This window comes from Elusimicrobium sp. An273 (genome assembly GCF_002159705.1).
GTDB lineage: Bacteria > Elusimicrobiota > Elusimicrobia > Elusimicrobiales > Elusimicrobiaceae > Avelusimicrobium > Avelusimicrobium gallicola.
On the sequence record NZ_NFJD01000003.1, the window covers coordinates 12,296 to 27,242 of the forward strand.

The window sequence follows — 14,947 nt, forward strand, 5'->3', positions numbered from 1 at the left end:
TTATCATACAACCTAGCCGAAGAAAATGCAAGCTTTTATATCGAAAAATTAAGGTTTATTTTTTTATAATCTTTTTGCATTAGTTCGTTTTTAATTCAATAAAATGAAAAAAATTTTAAAAACTTTTCTTCCTTATTGGTTATAATATAGTAACTGGAGGGAGAAACCACATGAAAAAAATAGGATTCGTTTTTGTTTTTGCATTAGCCGCCCTTCCGCTCTGCGCCCAAACCGCGCAGAACACGAACGACAGCTATACAGGGTATGAAGGCTTGGTATTGGGTGAGCGCACCCCGCGCTCCGCTACGGATACCATTGCCGACCAGGCGACGCAAGTGCCGGGGGACATTTACCGCGGAACCTTGTTCGGCGCCGAACAGAAAAAGTACGAAGGGGATACGCTGGGCAACCGCCCGAGGCCGACGACGAAGTTTGTATACGACACGTCTTTGGTGCGCGCCATTAAAATCAGCGATGCAGACCGCGTGCGCACGTTGATGTATGCCAATGTGGACGTAAACGAAAAGAACTACGCCGGCATTACCCCGCTGACCATTGCCGCCGAAAAAGGCAATATGGAAATTATTAAAATGCTGGTGGAGGACGGCAATGCGTTGGTAAATGAAGCCTCCAGCTACGGGGTAACCCCGCTGATTGCCGCGGCCGCCGCCGGAAATGACGAAGCGGTAGCTTACCTGGTGGAGCAAGGGGCCAACGTCAGCGCGAAAGACGATTGGGGCAAAACGGCTTTGATTTACGCCGCCACTTTGGATAACCCCAAACTGGTTTCCAGTGTCATTAAATTGGATAAAACGGCTGTCAATTTGCCGGATAATTTAGGCAATACCGCTTTGATTTATGCGGCGCAAAAAGGCTTGCTAGACAATATGAAAATTCTGCTTGCCAACGGCGCCAACGCCAATTACCGCAACCCGGCTACCGGCATATCGGCCATTTCCGCCGCCGCGGCTGAAGGCAACAGTGCGGCCATCCGCATGTTGGTGCGGACGGGGAAAGCGGACGTAAATATCTCCGACTTATCCGGGCGGACGCCTATCTTCTACGCCGTAGAACAAAATCAGGAAGACGCCCTGCGCACGCTGCTTTCGTTGGGAGCGGACGTAAACGCCCAGGATAACAATGGCGTGTCCGTGTTAATGCGCGCCTCGGCCAAGAACCGCCAGGACTGCGTAAACATTTTGCTGCGCCAAAAAGGCATTAACCCCAACTTGAAGGATTTTCAAGACCGCACCGCCCTGATCTACAGCGTATACGCCGATGAGCTGGCCCCGACGCAGGCGCTTTTAAAAGCGGGTGCGGATTTAAATGTGCGTGACAGTTCGCAAAATACGCCTTTGATGAGCGCCATCAAAGCCAAAAATGACCGCGCCGCGCTGTTCTTTATCCAGCAGGGAGCGGAATTAACGGCCGTCAACTCCTCGGGCGAAAACGCCTTTATGCTGACGGAAGAATACCTGCCCAATTCCATGACGGCCAACGTGCTGAAAGTGAAAAAAGCGGAATCGTATCAGGACGCCCTGCAGCTGCAAGCCCAAAAATTGGCCGAAGTACGCACGCTGGAGCAGCAGCTGGCGCAAGAAGAAGCCCGCGTGAAAGAATTGCAGGAACAGCAAGCCGCCAAAGCCCAGCAGGAAGCGCAAGCCAAAGAAGCGGCCCTGCGCGCCAAACTGGAAGCGGAATACCAAGAAAAAGCGGCCCAGGCCATGCAGAACGACCCGGAACTCATCCGCCTGCAGCAACAGCTGGACGCTGCCAAAGCCCAACGCCAAGCGGCTATGCAGGAAGAAATTGACCGCAAGGTGGAAGAACAGCTTAACAAAACGGACGCACCGGCCCCTTCCGTCTTAACGGAAAACGCGCCTGCCAAATAATAAACCACCGTATTTTTACACTGCAAAAAACACCCGCCCGAAAAGGGCGGGTGTTTTATATTTCGCCAAAAGCTTAGCGGGCCGGATTTTTTTTGCACCAATCCGCAAAAGCATTCCATTTTCGGTACAAGGCACCCGATTCCGCCGAAGAAACAGCCGGATATATTTTTTCATCCGTTTTCGGCCGCCACGCGCGGGTATCCACCCCGCTTCCGGCCGCCGCCAGCCGCGCCGCCCCCAACACCGTGCTTTCGGCTTCCTGCAAGGGGGTTATTTCCTTTTGGAGCAAATCCGCCTGCTGCTGCAGCAGCCATTGCACTTGCGAAAGACCGCCCGAAGCCTTTAGCGGAGAGAGAATTTTAAATCCGTTTTTTTGCACGTAAGCCGCAATATCCGTCATCAAAAAAGCAATGGAACGCACGGCGCCCGCCACCCAATCGGCTTTGCGGGTGCGGGGGGATAAACCCGCCGCCACCGGCGAGAGGGCAAAATCCCAATACGGGGCGCCCAAACCGCCTAACGCCGGGAAAAACCAGACGGGATTGCGGGCCGTTTGGCACAAAGCCTCCGTTTCCGGGGCGTCAAACGCAATGCCTTGGGCCTGCAGCCACTGCAGCACGCTTCCCGCCGCATTGACCGGGCCTTCCAATAAAAATGAAGCCTTTCCGTCCGCAGGCGAAGCGGAGACGGACGTCAGCATTCCGGGCAGCAACACCGGCTTTTGCACGCCCGTATTGTACAGGAAAAACGCTCCCGTTCCATAATTGATGCAGGCTTGTTCGGGGCTGATATCCATAAACGCCACCGAGGCCTGCTGGTCGCCCATACAGGCGCGGATGGGAATGGAAACCCCTTTGTACGCATACGCGCCGTAATCGCCTACGCTGGGTTTTAACTGCGGCAAAATTTCGCGCGGCACGGAAAACGCCCGGCACAATTTGTCGCTCCAGTTTTGCGTGTGCAAATCCCACAGCAACATCCGCTGGGCCAGCGTAGCATCCGCCGCAAATGTTTTACCATTCGTCAGGTGCCAAATCAAATACGAAGCCACCGGCGCGGCCGCCAGCGTGCCGGCTTGCGCCGCTTGGCGGACGGCCGGTATATTTTGCAGGCACCATGTAATTTTAGGAGCCGAAAAATAGGGCGTTTTATATAGCCCCGTCAGGGTGTGAACTTCTTCTTGCGAAATTTCCGCCCGTTGTGCCTGGGCGTAGGCGCGGCCGTCCTCCCACGTCAGCACGGGGGCCAGCGGACGGGCCGTTTTTTTGTCCCATAATACGACGGTGGAGCGTTGGCACGTAACCGCCAGCGCCAGCACCCGCTGCGGGCCGATGTCATCCAACAAATCGTCCAATACCCGCTTTTGGGTTTGCAGCAGGGTATCGACTTCGTATTCGGAAAGGCCTTCCTGCGGGCGTGCGGGAGCCAGCGCCGCACTGCGCTGGGCCTGCACGGTGCCTTCCGGCCCCACGGCAAATGCACGCACGCCGGAGGTTCCCAAATCAATCGCCACGATAAAGCGTTTATTTTCCATTTTGCTGTGTTTCCTTTACGGCCGCCGCGTCAAACGCCGGATTGTACCAGCGGTTTTCTGTAAGCAATGTTTGCGCCGTTTTATCCAGTGCAAGCAGCGTTTCTTCGGCTTGCTGTTCATCAAACCCGGGCGTGTACGCCTGGGACGATAAAATCTTCCCGCCGCCGTGGCGGATTTCGCCTTGCGGGGTAACCAACCCGATATTCACGCCCTCCGACACCAACGCTACCCGTTTGTCCGCGTCCGTTTCGTCCAGCATATCCCGCCCAAACGCCGTATAGGCCGGCGTCAGCCCCGTCAGGCGGTAAATGGTGGGGATCAGATCCGTCTGCGACACGATGTAATCAATCTGGCGCGGTTTTAAAATGTTCGGGGCATAAATGACCATAGGAATCCGAAAATGATTTTTAAGGGAATCATCCGCCGGGCCGCCGGAAGTATGATCCGCCACAAAGACAAAAATGGTATCGTCAAACCAACCGTCCTGCCGCGCGCGTTTAAGCAGTTCCCCGATAGACCAGTCCGCAAACGAAAGCGTATTTAAAAAGCCGTGCTCCCACGTATCATAGGGATATTTGTCAAACTGCGGCAAGGTGGACGTAAACGGCTCGTGGGTGATGCCGGTAAACAGCATGCCCATAAAATTTTTCTGCTTGCGGTTTTTTATTTTATCGGCGGCAAACATCATGGCGTCGTAATCGTATCCGAACGGCGCTTTTTCTTGGTAGGCAAGCAGTTGGGGCATATCTTCCCAGCCGTAGCTTTCCTGCGCGCCTAAATACGAAGCCAGCGCACACAACCGGTAGGAACTGCGGCGGGAGGTTTGGGCAAAAAACGTGTAATAACCCATATTGGAAAAATGCTTGGGCATGGGGGAAAGAGCCGCCAGTTCCAGCCCGTAGCCAAACATCGGCAGGCCCGGCACCCAAGGCAGGCCGGCAAAAACGGCGGCAAAGCCGAAAATACTGCGCTGTCCCACCGCATAGGCATTGGTAAAGGTTACGCCGTCTGTAAGAATTTGGTCAAACACCGGCGTGGCCCCAAAATGATTGCCGGACAAACCGTCCACATAATACGGATGCCACCCTTCCAGCAAAACAATCAGGATGTTGTAGTGCTGGTGGTCTTGCTCATCCGTATGGCGGCGCATCAGCGGATAGGCGGGATCCGGCAGTTCTTCATCGGGAGAGATAAAAAGTTTTTGCGTCGTTTTTACCGCCTGTTCAACCGGGTAGGGGTTGACCACGTCAAGCGTGCCTTTTCGGCCCACTTGATAGGCCGTAAACGCTCCGTTTAAAATAAGCGCCGACCCGGCCGGCGAATCGGTGTAGTTGTACACGTCCGCCACGCCAAGCGATTTACCGCCGCCCAAATGGCCGCGGATGCCCAACACGCACAAAGCAATCAGCAAAAGCAAAAACCCCGCATTTTTGGCAATTCCCCATTGGCGGGGGGCGTAATACTTGTCCGTCAGGCGGCTGATGCCCCACACGGCAAACGCCAGCAGGCCCAACAAAAGCACCAACGGCAGCCACGTTTGCGTAAAGATATACGAAATAATAAAGCCCCAATCGTTGGAAAGCTGGATGATTTCTTCGGCGATGTGCCGGTTTACCTTCGGGAAATAAATTAAATCGCCGATTAAAAACCCGGCCAGAAAAATCCACTGCACCACCAGCACAGAGGCCCATATTTTTACCCAGCGGGGGGATTTAACCGGCCAGTTTAAAAGAAAAACAACCGGCCCCACAAACAGGGCAATTATAGAAAGATCAAACCGGGCGCCGTTTAAAAAAGCGGAAAAAATTTCTCCGCCGCCAAGCGCCGAAAAGAAATCCCGGTTCAACAGCAACAGCGCCAGCCGCGCCGCCATAAACAGCAACAGAAAAGCAACTACACTGCACACAGAAAGTTTTACGCGAAAGTCTTGTTTTTTAGCTGCCATCATGTTATTCCGCCTTGTCAATGGATAATTTTTCCTCTTCGGTTTTAACGGCAAAGGCCTGTAATTTTTCTTTTGCCTGTGCCGGCACGGAAGCGTCCTGCAACAACCCTGCCACCGTGCTTTGCGTGGGCACCAGCACCTTGCCCAGCAGTTTGAGCGTGCGCAACAGTTCCACCACTTTTTCTTTGTCGGTAAATTCCAATTTTTCTATCCGGGAAAGTTCCGCCTTGTACTGGCGGCCGAAGTGGCGCTCAAAATGGTTTTTTTTCATCAGCGCAATAATTTCCCGCTGCAGTTGTTTGGCTTCGTCCAACAGGGCGCCGCAGCGGTCTATTTTATCGCTCAGTTCGTCTTGTTCGTTTTGGGGCGCCGCGGCGGGCGTTTCTTTTGCCCCTTGTGCCGAAGCCGGGTTGTAATCCTTGCCGGTAAACACCGGGCAGATGTTGCGGTAATCGCACCAGCGGCATTGGTTTTCGCCGGGGGTCGGGTCAAACTTTCCGGCGCGGATGTTATCGGCCACTTTTAAAACGCCCTGCCAAAACTCAAAAATTTCGCGGTCGGGCGCCCGTTCAAACGTCATCTCGTGCAGCGTAGGCAAATGATAAAAACTCAGCTGGCCCACCCGCAGTTCTTTTACGCCGGGATCCACTTTTTGCACCAACGCCTTGACGGCGGGGGAATTCTCCACCACTTTTTGGTACATATACAGCTGGTCGGGCTCGCGCTGGACGGTTTTGCCCGTTTTGTAATCCAGAATTTTTACCTTCCCGTCGCCCAAATAATCAATGCGGTCTAAAATGCTGATTAAATTCAGCCCGTCCATTTCCAGCGTGCTTTTCATTTCCACCGACAGCGGATGAAAAAAATGCGCCGCATTCTGCGCATAATACGATTCTATAATCCGCCGCCCTTCCGCATAGCCGGCCAGTTCTTTTTCCACGGAAGCATATCCTTTTTGTTCGTAGGAAGTTTTGTTCCAATGCTTTTCAAAAAAATCCAACGCCTGCGCCAAAGTGGGGAAAGCTGCATTGGCCGGGTTGTAAATATATTCCATCACCTCGTGCAGGGCAGAGCCGAACGCAAAATAATACTTGGGTTGTTCCGGCAGCATATACACGTAGCGGAATTTGTATTTTTGGGGGCATTCTTTATACATCCCCATTTTGGAATAAGAAAACGATAAATTTCTGGCCATATCAAAAATACTCCGAAAAGAATGATCTTTTTTATTTTACCATTTTGTGTTCGTTTCGCAGGACGAAAAAAACCCCGCCGAAGCGGGGATTTTTTTAATAGAAGCCGTTAAACGTTTTTCCCGTTAAGACGGGCGGCTGTTTCCGATCCTGCTGAAACCCCACCGGGCGGGAGATATTTTCTTTCTGCGGGGGGAGGTCAATCTGCCGGCGCAGGTAAGCGGTAAATTCCGTTTGCAGGCCGTGATCCAGCTTCGCCGCCAGGAGTGTCAAAGAGTCTTTAAACAAGGAAGGATACAAATTAAGCAAATACACTAAATCCGCCACGCACTGGGCCGATTCTTTCGAAATGTTTAATAAAGCGCGGTTGGATTTGGCCATTTGCTTTTGATAATAGCGGTTTGAATTAAAATCATCCACCGGATTTAAATGCGATTTGGCCTTCATATACAGACGCGTTTCTTTAAACGTATCCGTTTCCAAGGCAATCAACCGCTTGCGAAGCGCCGCAATCAGCCCGGCTACCTCTTCCGGCAATTCTTCATAGGCGGGAATCGTGGCCGCCCACTCCCGAAAAAACCGCGGGGTGATATGTATTTTTTGTTTGGGATCGGGAGAAAAAGCCAACAGCCCGGGGATGGACGGATCTTTCTTGGGCAGGAAATTGGGGTTCCGCTCCCGCAGCAGCGCATCGGCCCATTGGGCATACTCTTTATCCATTTTGGCCGTCAGCGCCGCCAAAGAGACAGCCGCCTCCTGCTGCATTTGCTCCACTACAGATTGAGCCACGGCGGCCTCCAGCTCCGTATCCGCAAACACATTGGCCACTTTTTGCATATGAATTTGCTGAAACAGCTGTATGGATTGGTTCGTTAACAGGTAGTTGGCTTTCAGCACTTTGCTGGAAACCTTTGCCGCCTGCGCCGCAGCAGGCTGTTTTGTGGCAAGCGCTTTTCCAACCGAAGGGCCCAGCTTGCTCAGCTGGCCAAACGAAGCCAGCGGCAAACAAAGCAGAATCAGTACACCTAATATATGTTTCATAAGCAGGCTCCTTGGGTACTTTGGGTATTTTTTACTATACTATTTTCCGGATAAAAAAACCAGGGAAAAAAGACCTAATTTTAAACAGTCGTTTTAGCGCGGCAATCCGGCAAAATTTTTCGCGCGGCAAGGAAATAGGCAGGATGGTCTTTAGGCATAAAAAAAGCTCTTAACGGGGACTAGCCGTTAAAAGCCGCTATACCAAAATACCCCCAATAGGAATCGAACCTATATCCCCTGCTTAGAAGGCAGATGCTCTATCCATTGAGCTATGGGGGCCATACTTTCTTTATATATATTTTACAACAAATTGCCCGAACATTCCAAATTTTCTCTTTTGTCCGCGTCGGCCGTGCCCTCTAAGGAACGGGCTCCCGCAAAGTGCTACAATATACCACAGGCAGATTTCCGCTATGCACATACGCAAAATTATTCATATTGATATGGACGCCTTTTTTGCCGCCGTAGAACAGCGCGACAATCCCGCCCTGCGCGGCCGCCCGGTAGCCGTCGGGCACGACGGCCCCCGCGGCGTGGTGGCCACCGCCAGCTACGAAGCGCGCCGCTTCGGCGTTCATTCGGCGCAATCTGCCGCCCGGGCCAAAGCACTTTGCCCACAGCTTATTTTTATCCCCGGCCGCATGGACGTATACAAAGCCGTTTCCCGCCAAATCCGCGCCATTTTCCGCCAGTATACCGATTTGGTGGAACCGCTTTCCATAGACGAGGCCTTTTTGGACGTTTCGCACCTGCCGTGCGCCACCCAGGCCGCCCGGGAAATAAAAGCCAAAATTTTTCAAACGACGCGTCTGACGGCCTCGGCGGGGGTGTCCGTCAACAAAATGCTGGCCAAGATTGCGTCCGACTACAAAAAGCCAAACGGTTTATTTGTCATTAAACCCAAACAGGTGGAAGCGTTTGTGGCCAAACTGCCGGTGGAAAAATTTTTCGGAATCGGGAAAGTAACCGCCCAAAAAATGCACCGGCTGGGCATTTACACCGGGGCCGACTTGCGCCAAAAATCCGAAGCGGAACTGACGGCCCGGTTCGGCAAAGCCGGGCACGCCTACTTTGGCTACGCCCGCGGGATAGACGAACGCCAAGTGGAACCCAACCGCAAACACCTTTCCGTGGGAGCGGAAAACACTTTCGCGGCTGACACGGACGACCTTTCTTTTCTGCGGCGCGAACTGGCACAGCTGGCGCACAAAACCTGGCTGCGCGCCCAACGGATGCATTTTAGCGGAAAAACCGTAACGCTTAAACTCAAATACGCCGATTTTAAACAAATTACCCGCTCCCAAACGTTTGAACAGCCCTTCGCTTCGGAAGCCGATTTTTTACACGCCGGCGAAAACCTGCTGCTGCACAAAACCAATCTTTCCCGCCAAAAAGCGCGCCTGCTGGGGCTGACGCTTTCCAACCCGCCCGCACCGCCGCTTCCCGGCCGGCAGCTGTGGTTTGATTTCTAGCCCGGCGCTCTCTATGCGTACGAGCGCAATTTGGTATAATAAATAAAAGGATTTTCATTTTTGTACAGGAGATGACAATGTCCACTAAACACACTGCTAAATGTGAGTGTTCCCAACTTCAGCGGCACCGCTGCAAATTCCAGCCCGTGCTGCCTGCTATTTTGCAAAAAGGCCCGGCCTTCGTAAAACCGAAATTCGGCAAGGCCACCAAAAGCGTAGCCGACCAAGCCGCCGTCAAACGGATTTTTCCCAACACCTACGGCTTGCCGGAAATTACCTTTGTAAAAGGCGCCAACAGTGCCGTAGCCAAAAAAGCGGTGCGCGTGGGCGTGGTGCTCTCCGGCGGTCAGGCCCCGGGCGGGCATAACGTCATCGGCGGGCTGTTGGACGGCCTCAAAAAAGCCAACCCCAAAAACAAACTGTTCGGATTCTTGGGCGGGCCCAGCGGCATCGTGGAAAACAAATGGGTGGAAATTACCCCGGCCCTGATGAAAGATTACCGCAATACCGGCGGGTTTGACTTAATCCAATCCGGCCGCACCAAAATTGAAACGGACGAACAGCTAAAAGCGGCTAAAGACAATTTAATCGCCAATAAAATGGACGCCTTGGTCGTGGTGGGGGGAGACGACTCCAACACCAACGCCTGCGTGATTGCCGAATACCTCAAACAACAAGGGGTGGACATCAGCGTCATCGGCGTACCCAAGACGATTGACGGCGACCTCAAAAACAAACAAATTGAAACTTCCTTCGGTTTTGATACCGCCACCAAAATTTACGCCGAACTCGTGGGCAACATCTGCCGCGACGTAAACTCCGCGCGCAAATACTGGCACTTCATCCGCCTGATGGGCAGAAGCGCTTCGCACATCACGCTGGAAGTGGCGTTTAAAACGCATCCCAACGCCGTACTAATTGGCGAAGAAGTGTTGGCCAAAAAGATGACCCTCGGCCAAATCGTAGACAACTTGGCCCAGCTCATTGCCAAACGCGCCAAAGCCGGCAAGAACTACGGGGTGGTGCTGGTTCCGGAAGGACTGATTGAATTTATCCCGGAAATGAAGGAACTCATCAGCGCGCTGAACGATTCCCTGGCCGACAACGAAGCCGAACTTTCCAAGATGAACACCGTGGCGGAAAAGAAGGCTTTTATCCTCTCCAAACTGCCTGCCAAATTGGCGGATTTGATGAGATCTTTGCCGGAAGGCATCGCCAGCCAGCTGATGCTGGACCGCGATCCGCACGGCAACGTGCAGGTGTCCTTGATTGAAACCGAAAAACTGCTGGTGGAAATGATCCGCACCAAATTGGCCGAAATGAAAAAAGCGGGCAAATACAACGGCAAATTTGCCGCCATTACCCACTTCTTCGGCTACGAAGGCCGCTGCGGCGTGCCCTCCACCTTTGACGCCAACTACACCTACGCCTTGGGTTACAACGCGGCGGTGCTGGCGCTGAACAAATGCTCCGGCTATCTCTCTTCCGTGCGCAAGCTGACCAAAAAAGCGCAGGATTGGGAATGCGGCGGCATCCCGCTGACGATGATGATGAACATTGAACGCCGCAAAGGCAAAGAAAAACCCGTCATCAAAAAAGCGTTGGTGGAACTCAAAGGCGAACCGTTTAAACACCTGGCCAAAAACCGCGACCTCTGGGCGGTGGAAGACTTGTACGTATTCCCCGGCCCGATCCAGTACTTCGGCCCGGCTGAAATTACGGACATGACCACCTACACCTTGCTCTTGGAACAAGGCAAAAAAGTCAAATAGTTCTAATGGCTCTGCCAGGCGGGCTTGCAAAAGCCCGCCTTTTTTGTTTGATGCTAGGCCCAAAACACCCGCTGAAATAGGCCCTTTGTCCCATTGAGAAGCACCTCTTTTTCGTTTATAATGAAAGAAAGGGAGGAGCGCGCCCAAACCGTATGAAAACACAACCCCGCTTTTGGATACCCGTTTTCTTGTGTCTTTTTTGGCTGGCCCTGCCGCCGGTGCAGGCGCAGGCCGTTTCGCCTTGGTTTCGGGGGGGAAAACAAGTTTGGGAAACGCTTCTTAAACACAATCCGGCCCTTGTAAGCGGCCGGGCGGCTCTTTCCATTCCGCTAAGCCACACGGTTACCGGTTTTTCCGTTAAAACCACCCCTTATAACTGGCTGCTGCACCGGGTGAGCCATTCGGGTGTTTTCAGCCGAATGGAAAAAGAAATTTTATTGCAAAAAACATCAAGCGAAAAAGCCGCCTTGGGCAAACTGGCGTATTTTCACGACCGGGATGCGCACTTGTTTAATGCGCTTTCCCTCTACCCGCAGGCCCAGGCCGATGAACCCGCTTTTTGGCGGCACCAAAATTTGCTTACCAATACCCTGGCCGAACTGGAAGAATTCTACCGGCCCCTGCTGCCCGAAAAATTAACGTCTTCCCTCTTTACCAAAGAAGCCGTCCAACACCTCTTGGCAGACCCCGTTCAGCCGCCGGCGTTTGTCCTGCACGTGAAAGAAATTTCGTCTTTTGCCGCTTTAAACACGTTGGCCGAACAGCAAGCGTGGGCAAGAAATATCCTGCACCAAACCAACAGCGACTTAAATGCCCTCCTTGCCAAAGACCCGCAAACCCTCAAAGGCTATGAATTTGAACGCTATTACCTGCAAAAATTACGCTTGGAGTATTTTAAAACGCTGCAGGAAGTATTGCAAAACGCCGTTGCCAAACGCCCCTCGCTGATTATCCGCCGCAAACGCGTGCTGAAAATCAATCTGCCCGGGGCCGGCCAGCCGATGACGGACGCCCAACGGCTGGGCTTTTTGCGCTATTATATGGATCGGCTCGCCCGGCAGGCAGACCTCACGCAAAAAGAAAATCCCGCTTTTGCCCAATACCTGCAAGTAAAAACCGTTCTTCAAACGCTGGCCCCTGTCTACGAAACCTATGCCGCAGCCGAAGCCTTCGGCGTGCCGTATGAACACGTGCTTCGGGTAGGGTCTTCGTGGCCGGATCTGATTGTAGGGGCGGAAGAAGGCCAGCAACTGCGCCAAACCATTGGCAAAACCCCGCTTACGCAGCTCCCGGCGAAAATTGACGAATTAAAAAGCAAAATGGCGCTTATGCAAGCCCAAGAACCCGACGGGCTGGACTTTTTCGTCCGCTATTACCGTTTGGAGCGGACAAAAGCCCTCTACGAAACATTCCTCATCCGCGAGCGCCTGCTGCGCGGCACATAAAAATGGATATTGCCACCCTGCGCCGTTTAACCCGTATTTTTGAAAAATCCGGCTGGAAAAAGCCGGAAATTTATGCCTTTCTGCGCCAATTTGTTATCCAACGGCTGGCAGGCCCTTCTTTTCTTTTGGCAAAAGCGCGCGCCGTTTCTTTTTTCCCAGCACCGCCCGCGGCGGCGCAGGCTATTTTGCAGGGATTGACCACCGGGCCGGAAGGATCCTCTGGCGCCCTTGCGCCGCAAACGCTGGCCGTACTGTATGAATTTTTTCAACCGAAAAACAAATCGCGCGGCGTATTTTTTACGCCGTGGGGCCTAGCCCGTCAAACGGCCCGGGCCGTACTGTATGAAGTATTGGCGCGCCGCTGTGGCCTGGGCAGGCAAGAAGCCCTCTCTTTGCTGGAACAATCCATTTGCCCGCTCCCGCGGGCGCGGGCCCTTGCGCTGGACGCTTTTTTAAGCCGCCTTTCCTTTTGCGATCCGGCCGCCGGGGCCGGGGGATTAGTGGTGCCGTTTGTGCTGGAATTAACGCGCCTTCGCCAAACATTAAATCCCGCATTAAACGGGCCGCACGTTCTGCTTTCCCTAATACAGCACAACTTATATGCAGGCGATATTTCCAAGCGCGCCCTGGAAGAACTGCGCCTGCGCCTGGCGCTGGTATGCCGCCAGCAGGGTCTTGCCGTCCTACCCGGCAATTTTTGCCCGCATCTCTTCGCGGCCGACGCCCTCGCCTGCCGCAACGGAAAAAGTATTTGGCGCCTGCAGGCAAAGGAGCTTTTTCACGCCGACGGCGGGTTTGACGTCATCCTTTCCAATCCGCCCTATTTAGGCCAAAAAGGCCACAGCCCGGTGTTTGAAAAACTGCGCCGCAACCCGCTTTGGAAGCCCATGGCCGCCCCCAAAAGCGATTTGTTGTATTTCTTCTTTTATTTGGCATTGGATTTATTAAAAGAGGGGGGAATCGGCGGTTTTTTAACCACTTCTTATTTTACTTCCGCCGCCGGAGCCTTTGTACTGCGCAAAGAATTGAAACAAAAAGCCGCTTTTCTTTATTTGCAGAATTTTGAAAACCAACGCCTCTTTGAGCGCGCCGCCGGCCAGCATACGCTGCTTAGCGTATTTGAAAAAAATAACGCGTCCGAAAAACCGCCCTGCCAAATTGCAAACCAAATCCTGCCGCAGGCCGCGCTGTACCGCACGCCGGCGTTATTGATTCAAACCCGCGTGCAGCAAACGCCGCTGGAAAGCGCCCTTCTTAAAATGGAAACCTGCCCGCATACACTGCAAGAAATCGCCTGCGTAACTAACGGCCTGATGACCGGGTGCGACAAAATTTCCGCTTCCCACCTCAGGCATTTTCGATTGCCCGGGGTAAAAAAGGGAGAGGGGGTGTTTGTCCTTTCCGAGCAAGAAAAAGATACTCTGCACCTAAATGCTTACGAAAAGCAAAAGCTAAAACCTTTTTTTAAAAATTCGGACATTTCGCCCTACACCGCCCGCCAAACGCCCAAACGGTGGCTGATTGATTTTTTCTATCCCAACGACCGGGAACTGGATTTTTCCCGCTACGAGCACCTGCGGGCCCATTTGGCCCGGTTTGCCCCGGTACTGCGGGCCCGCAAACAAAACAATAACGGCATTAATAAACTGCTGGCGCGCGGGGTGTATTGGTTTGGTTCCGTCCGTCGGAAAATGGATTTTGAAGCGGAAAAAATCGTCGTGCCCCAGCGCTCGCCGCGCAATACGTTTGCATTTGCAGCAGGGCCTTGGTACGCCAGTTCGGATGTTTATTTTATTTCCAACCCGAAAGACGGATTTTCGCTCTGGTATTTGCTGGGCCTGTTTAACTCCGCCCCGTATTTTGCGTTTCTTTCCTGCCGGGGCAAGCGAAAAGGAAACCTGCTGGAGCTCTATTCTGCGCCGCTTAAAGCCCTTCCCGTACCCGCCGCCGCACCCGAAATCAAGCGGACTGTCGAAACGCTGGCCCAAGAAATCTACCGCCAAAAATCCGCAAATCCTCAGGCGGACATTCACCTACTGCAAGCCCAAATCAATCAGCACGTGTGTCACCTTTTGGGGCTGACGGCACAAGAAGTACAGGCGATAGACACGTATCTGCAGGCGCTGCCCGCGTGTGCAGCCGCCCGAAATTAGCCCGCCTGCCGACGGGACTGCCAGGTTTTTTGCTTGCAGAAACAACTATTTTATTGTATGCTTTGGAAAGAAGTAAATTACAGGAGGGGTGTATGAAAGCATTTATGACGTATTACTGGGACGTGCTTAAAAACCACTATGTGGATTTTAAAGGCTGCGCAACCCGCAAAACGTACTGGTTGTTTGTCTTGTTTAACTTCATCGTCTTTTTCATTTTAAGCGTAATTTTGAGCTTCTTTGGAGACGCGGGCGATATTCTTTATTTCCTGTGTACTTTTGCCGTGCTGTTGCCTTCGTTGGCTATTTTGGTGCGCCGCTTGCACGACACAAACCGCTCCGGCTGGTGGGTGCTTATTTCCCTGTTGCCGTTTATCGGTACGTTGATTTTGCTGATTTTCCTCGTGCTGCCCAGCACCGAAGGCGAAAACCGCTTTGCAAACTAAACGAAAAAGAAGTACCGCTCTCTAAGACCGGGAGCGGTATTTTTTTGCCTTGCCAAC

The 14,947-nt window shown here is 52.8% G+C and carries 10 protein-coding genes and 1 tRNA gene; 6 read left to right on the plus strand and 5 right to left on the minus strand.

All coding sequences use genetic code 11. The annotated features are described in order from the left end of the window. Window positions 1-170 precede the first annotated feature (170 nt). Window positions 171-1,892 carry an ankyrin repeat domain-containing protein gene (locus B5F75_RS04335; protein ID WP_087288321.1) on the plus strand — a complete coding sequence of 574 codons (1,722 nt, stop codon included), beginning with the start codon at window positions 171-173 and terminating at the stop codon, window positions 1,890-1,892. A gap of 73 nt (window positions 1,893-1,965) precedes the next feature. Here B5F75_RS04335 and B5F75_RS04340 read toward each other — a convergent pair whose 3' ends face one another. The 5 genes from B5F75_RS04340 to B5F75_RS04360 form a co-directional block, all read right to left on the minus strand. Next, window positions 1,966-3,426 carry an FGGY family carbohydrate kinase gene (locus B5F75_RS04340; RefSeq protein ID WP_087288323.1) on the minus strand — a complete coding sequence of 487 codons (1,461 nt, stop codon included), beginning with the start codon at window positions 3,424-3,426 and terminating at the stop codon, window positions 1,966-1,968. Beyond that, entirely contained in the window at window positions 3,416-5,374 is a 1,959-nt protein-coding gene (locus B5F75_RS04345; protein ID WP_087288325.1) for an LTA synthase family protein, read from the minus strand. The genes B5F75_RS04340 and B5F75_RS04345 overlap by 11 nt, the downstream gene beginning before the upstream one ends. A 1-nt stretch (window position 5,375) precedes the next feature. Beyond that, window positions 5,376-6,566, minus strand: coding sequence for a RecB family exonuclease (locus B5F75_RS04350; RefSeq protein WP_087288327.1), 1,191 nt, complete (start codon window positions 6,564-6,566; stop codon window positions 5,376-5,378). A gap of 94 nt (window positions 6,567-6,660) precedes the next feature. Further along, window positions 6,661-7,605, minus strand: coding sequence for a hypothetical protein (locus B5F75_RS04355; RefSeq protein WP_087288329.1), 945 nt, complete (start codon window positions 7,603-7,605; stop codon window positions 6,661-6,663). A gap of 207 nt (window positions 7,606-7,812) precedes the next feature. Continuing rightward, window positions 7,813-7,884, minus strand: a tRNA-Arg gene (locus B5F75_RS04360). Window positions 7,885-8,018: 134 nt separating this feature from the next. Here B5F75_RS04360 and dinB point away from each other — a divergent pair. The 5 genes from dinB to B5F75_RS04385 all read left to right on the plus strand — a co-directional run bounded on the left by dinB (window position 8,019) and on the right by B5F75_RS04385 (window position 14,890). Beyond that, window positions 8,019-9,077: a DNA polymerase IV gene (gene dinB, locus B5F75_RS04365; protein ID WP_087288331.1), complete on the plus strand. Its 1,059-nt coding sequence runs from the start codon at window positions 8,019-8,021 to the stop codon at window positions 9,075-9,077. 77 nt (window positions 9,078-9,154) lie between these two features. Further along, the gene (locus tag B5F75_RS04370) at window positions 9,155-10,849 is read left to right on the plus strand and encodes a diphosphate--fructose-6-phosphate 1-phosphotransferase (protein WP_087288332.1); all 1,695 of its coding nucleotides are present in this window, start codon (window positions 9,155-9,157) and stop codon (window positions 10,847-10,849) included. A gap of 152 nt (window positions 10,850-11,001) precedes the next feature. After that, the gene (locus tag B5F75_RS04375) at window positions 11,002-12,294 is read left to right on the plus strand and encodes a hypothetical protein (RefSeq protein WP_087288334.1); all 1,293 of its coding nucleotides are present in this window, start codon (window positions 11,002-11,004) and stop codon (window positions 12,292-12,294) included. Between the two features lie 2 nt (window positions 12,295-12,296). Further along, window positions 12,297-14,447: an Eco57I restriction-modification methylase domain-containing protein gene (locus B5F75_RS04380; RefSeq protein WP_087288335.1), complete on the plus strand. Its 2,151-nt coding sequence runs from the start codon at window positions 12,297-12,299 to the stop codon at window positions 14,445-14,447. Window positions 14,448-14,539: 92 nt separating this feature from the next. Further along, on the plus strand, window positions 14,540-14,890 hold the full coding sequence (locus B5F75_RS04385) for a DUF805 domain-containing protein (RefSeq protein WP_239406349.1): 351 nt from the start codon (window positions 14,540-14,542) through the stop codon (window positions 14,888-14,890). Window positions 14,891-14,947 lie beyond the last annotated feature (57 nt).

What these genes read in the sequence shown, in the direction of transcription:
- B5F75_RS04335 (WP_087288321.1), top strand. Translation starts at nt 171, where the DNA reads ATGAAAAAAATAGGATTCGTTTTTGTTTTTGCATTAGCCGCCCTTCCG.
- B5F75_RS04340 (WP_087288323.1), bottom strand. Translation starts at nt 3,426, where the DNA reads ATGGAAAATAAACGCTTTATCGTGGCGATTGATTTGGGAACCTCCGGC.
- B5F75_RS04345 (WP_087288325.1), bottom strand. Translation starts at nt 5,374, where the DNA reads ATGATGGCAGCTAAAAAACAAGACTTTCGCGTAAAACTTTCTGTGTGC.
- B5F75_RS04350 (WP_087288327.1), bottom strand. Translation starts at nt 6,566, where the DNA reads ATGGCCAGAAATTTATCGTTTTCTTATTCCAAAATGGGGATGTATAAA.
- B5F75_RS04355 (WP_087288329.1), bottom strand. Translation starts at nt 7,605, where the DNA reads ATGAAACATATATTAGGTGTACTGATTCTGCTTTGTTTGCCGCTGGCT.
- dinB (WP_087288331.1), top strand. Translation starts at nt 8,019, where the DNA reads ATGCACATACGCAAAATTATTCATATTGATATGGACGCCTTTTTTGCC.
- B5F75_RS04370 (WP_087288332.1), top strand. Translation starts at nt 9,155, where the DNA reads ATGTCCACTAAACACACTGCTAAATGTGAGTGTTCCCAACTTCAGCGG.
- B5F75_RS04375 (WP_087288334.1), top strand. Translation starts at nt 11,002, where the DNA reads ATGAAAACACAACCCCGCTTTTGGATACCCGTTTTCTTGTGTCTTTTT.
- B5F75_RS04380 (WP_087288335.1), top strand. Translation starts at nt 12,297, where the DNA reads ATGGATATTGCCACCCTGCGCCGTTTAACCCGTATTTTTGAAAAATCC.
- B5F75_RS04385 (WP_239406349.1), top strand. Translation starts at nt 14,540, where the DNA reads ATGAAAGCATTTATGACGTATTACTGGGACGTGCTTAAAAACCACTAT.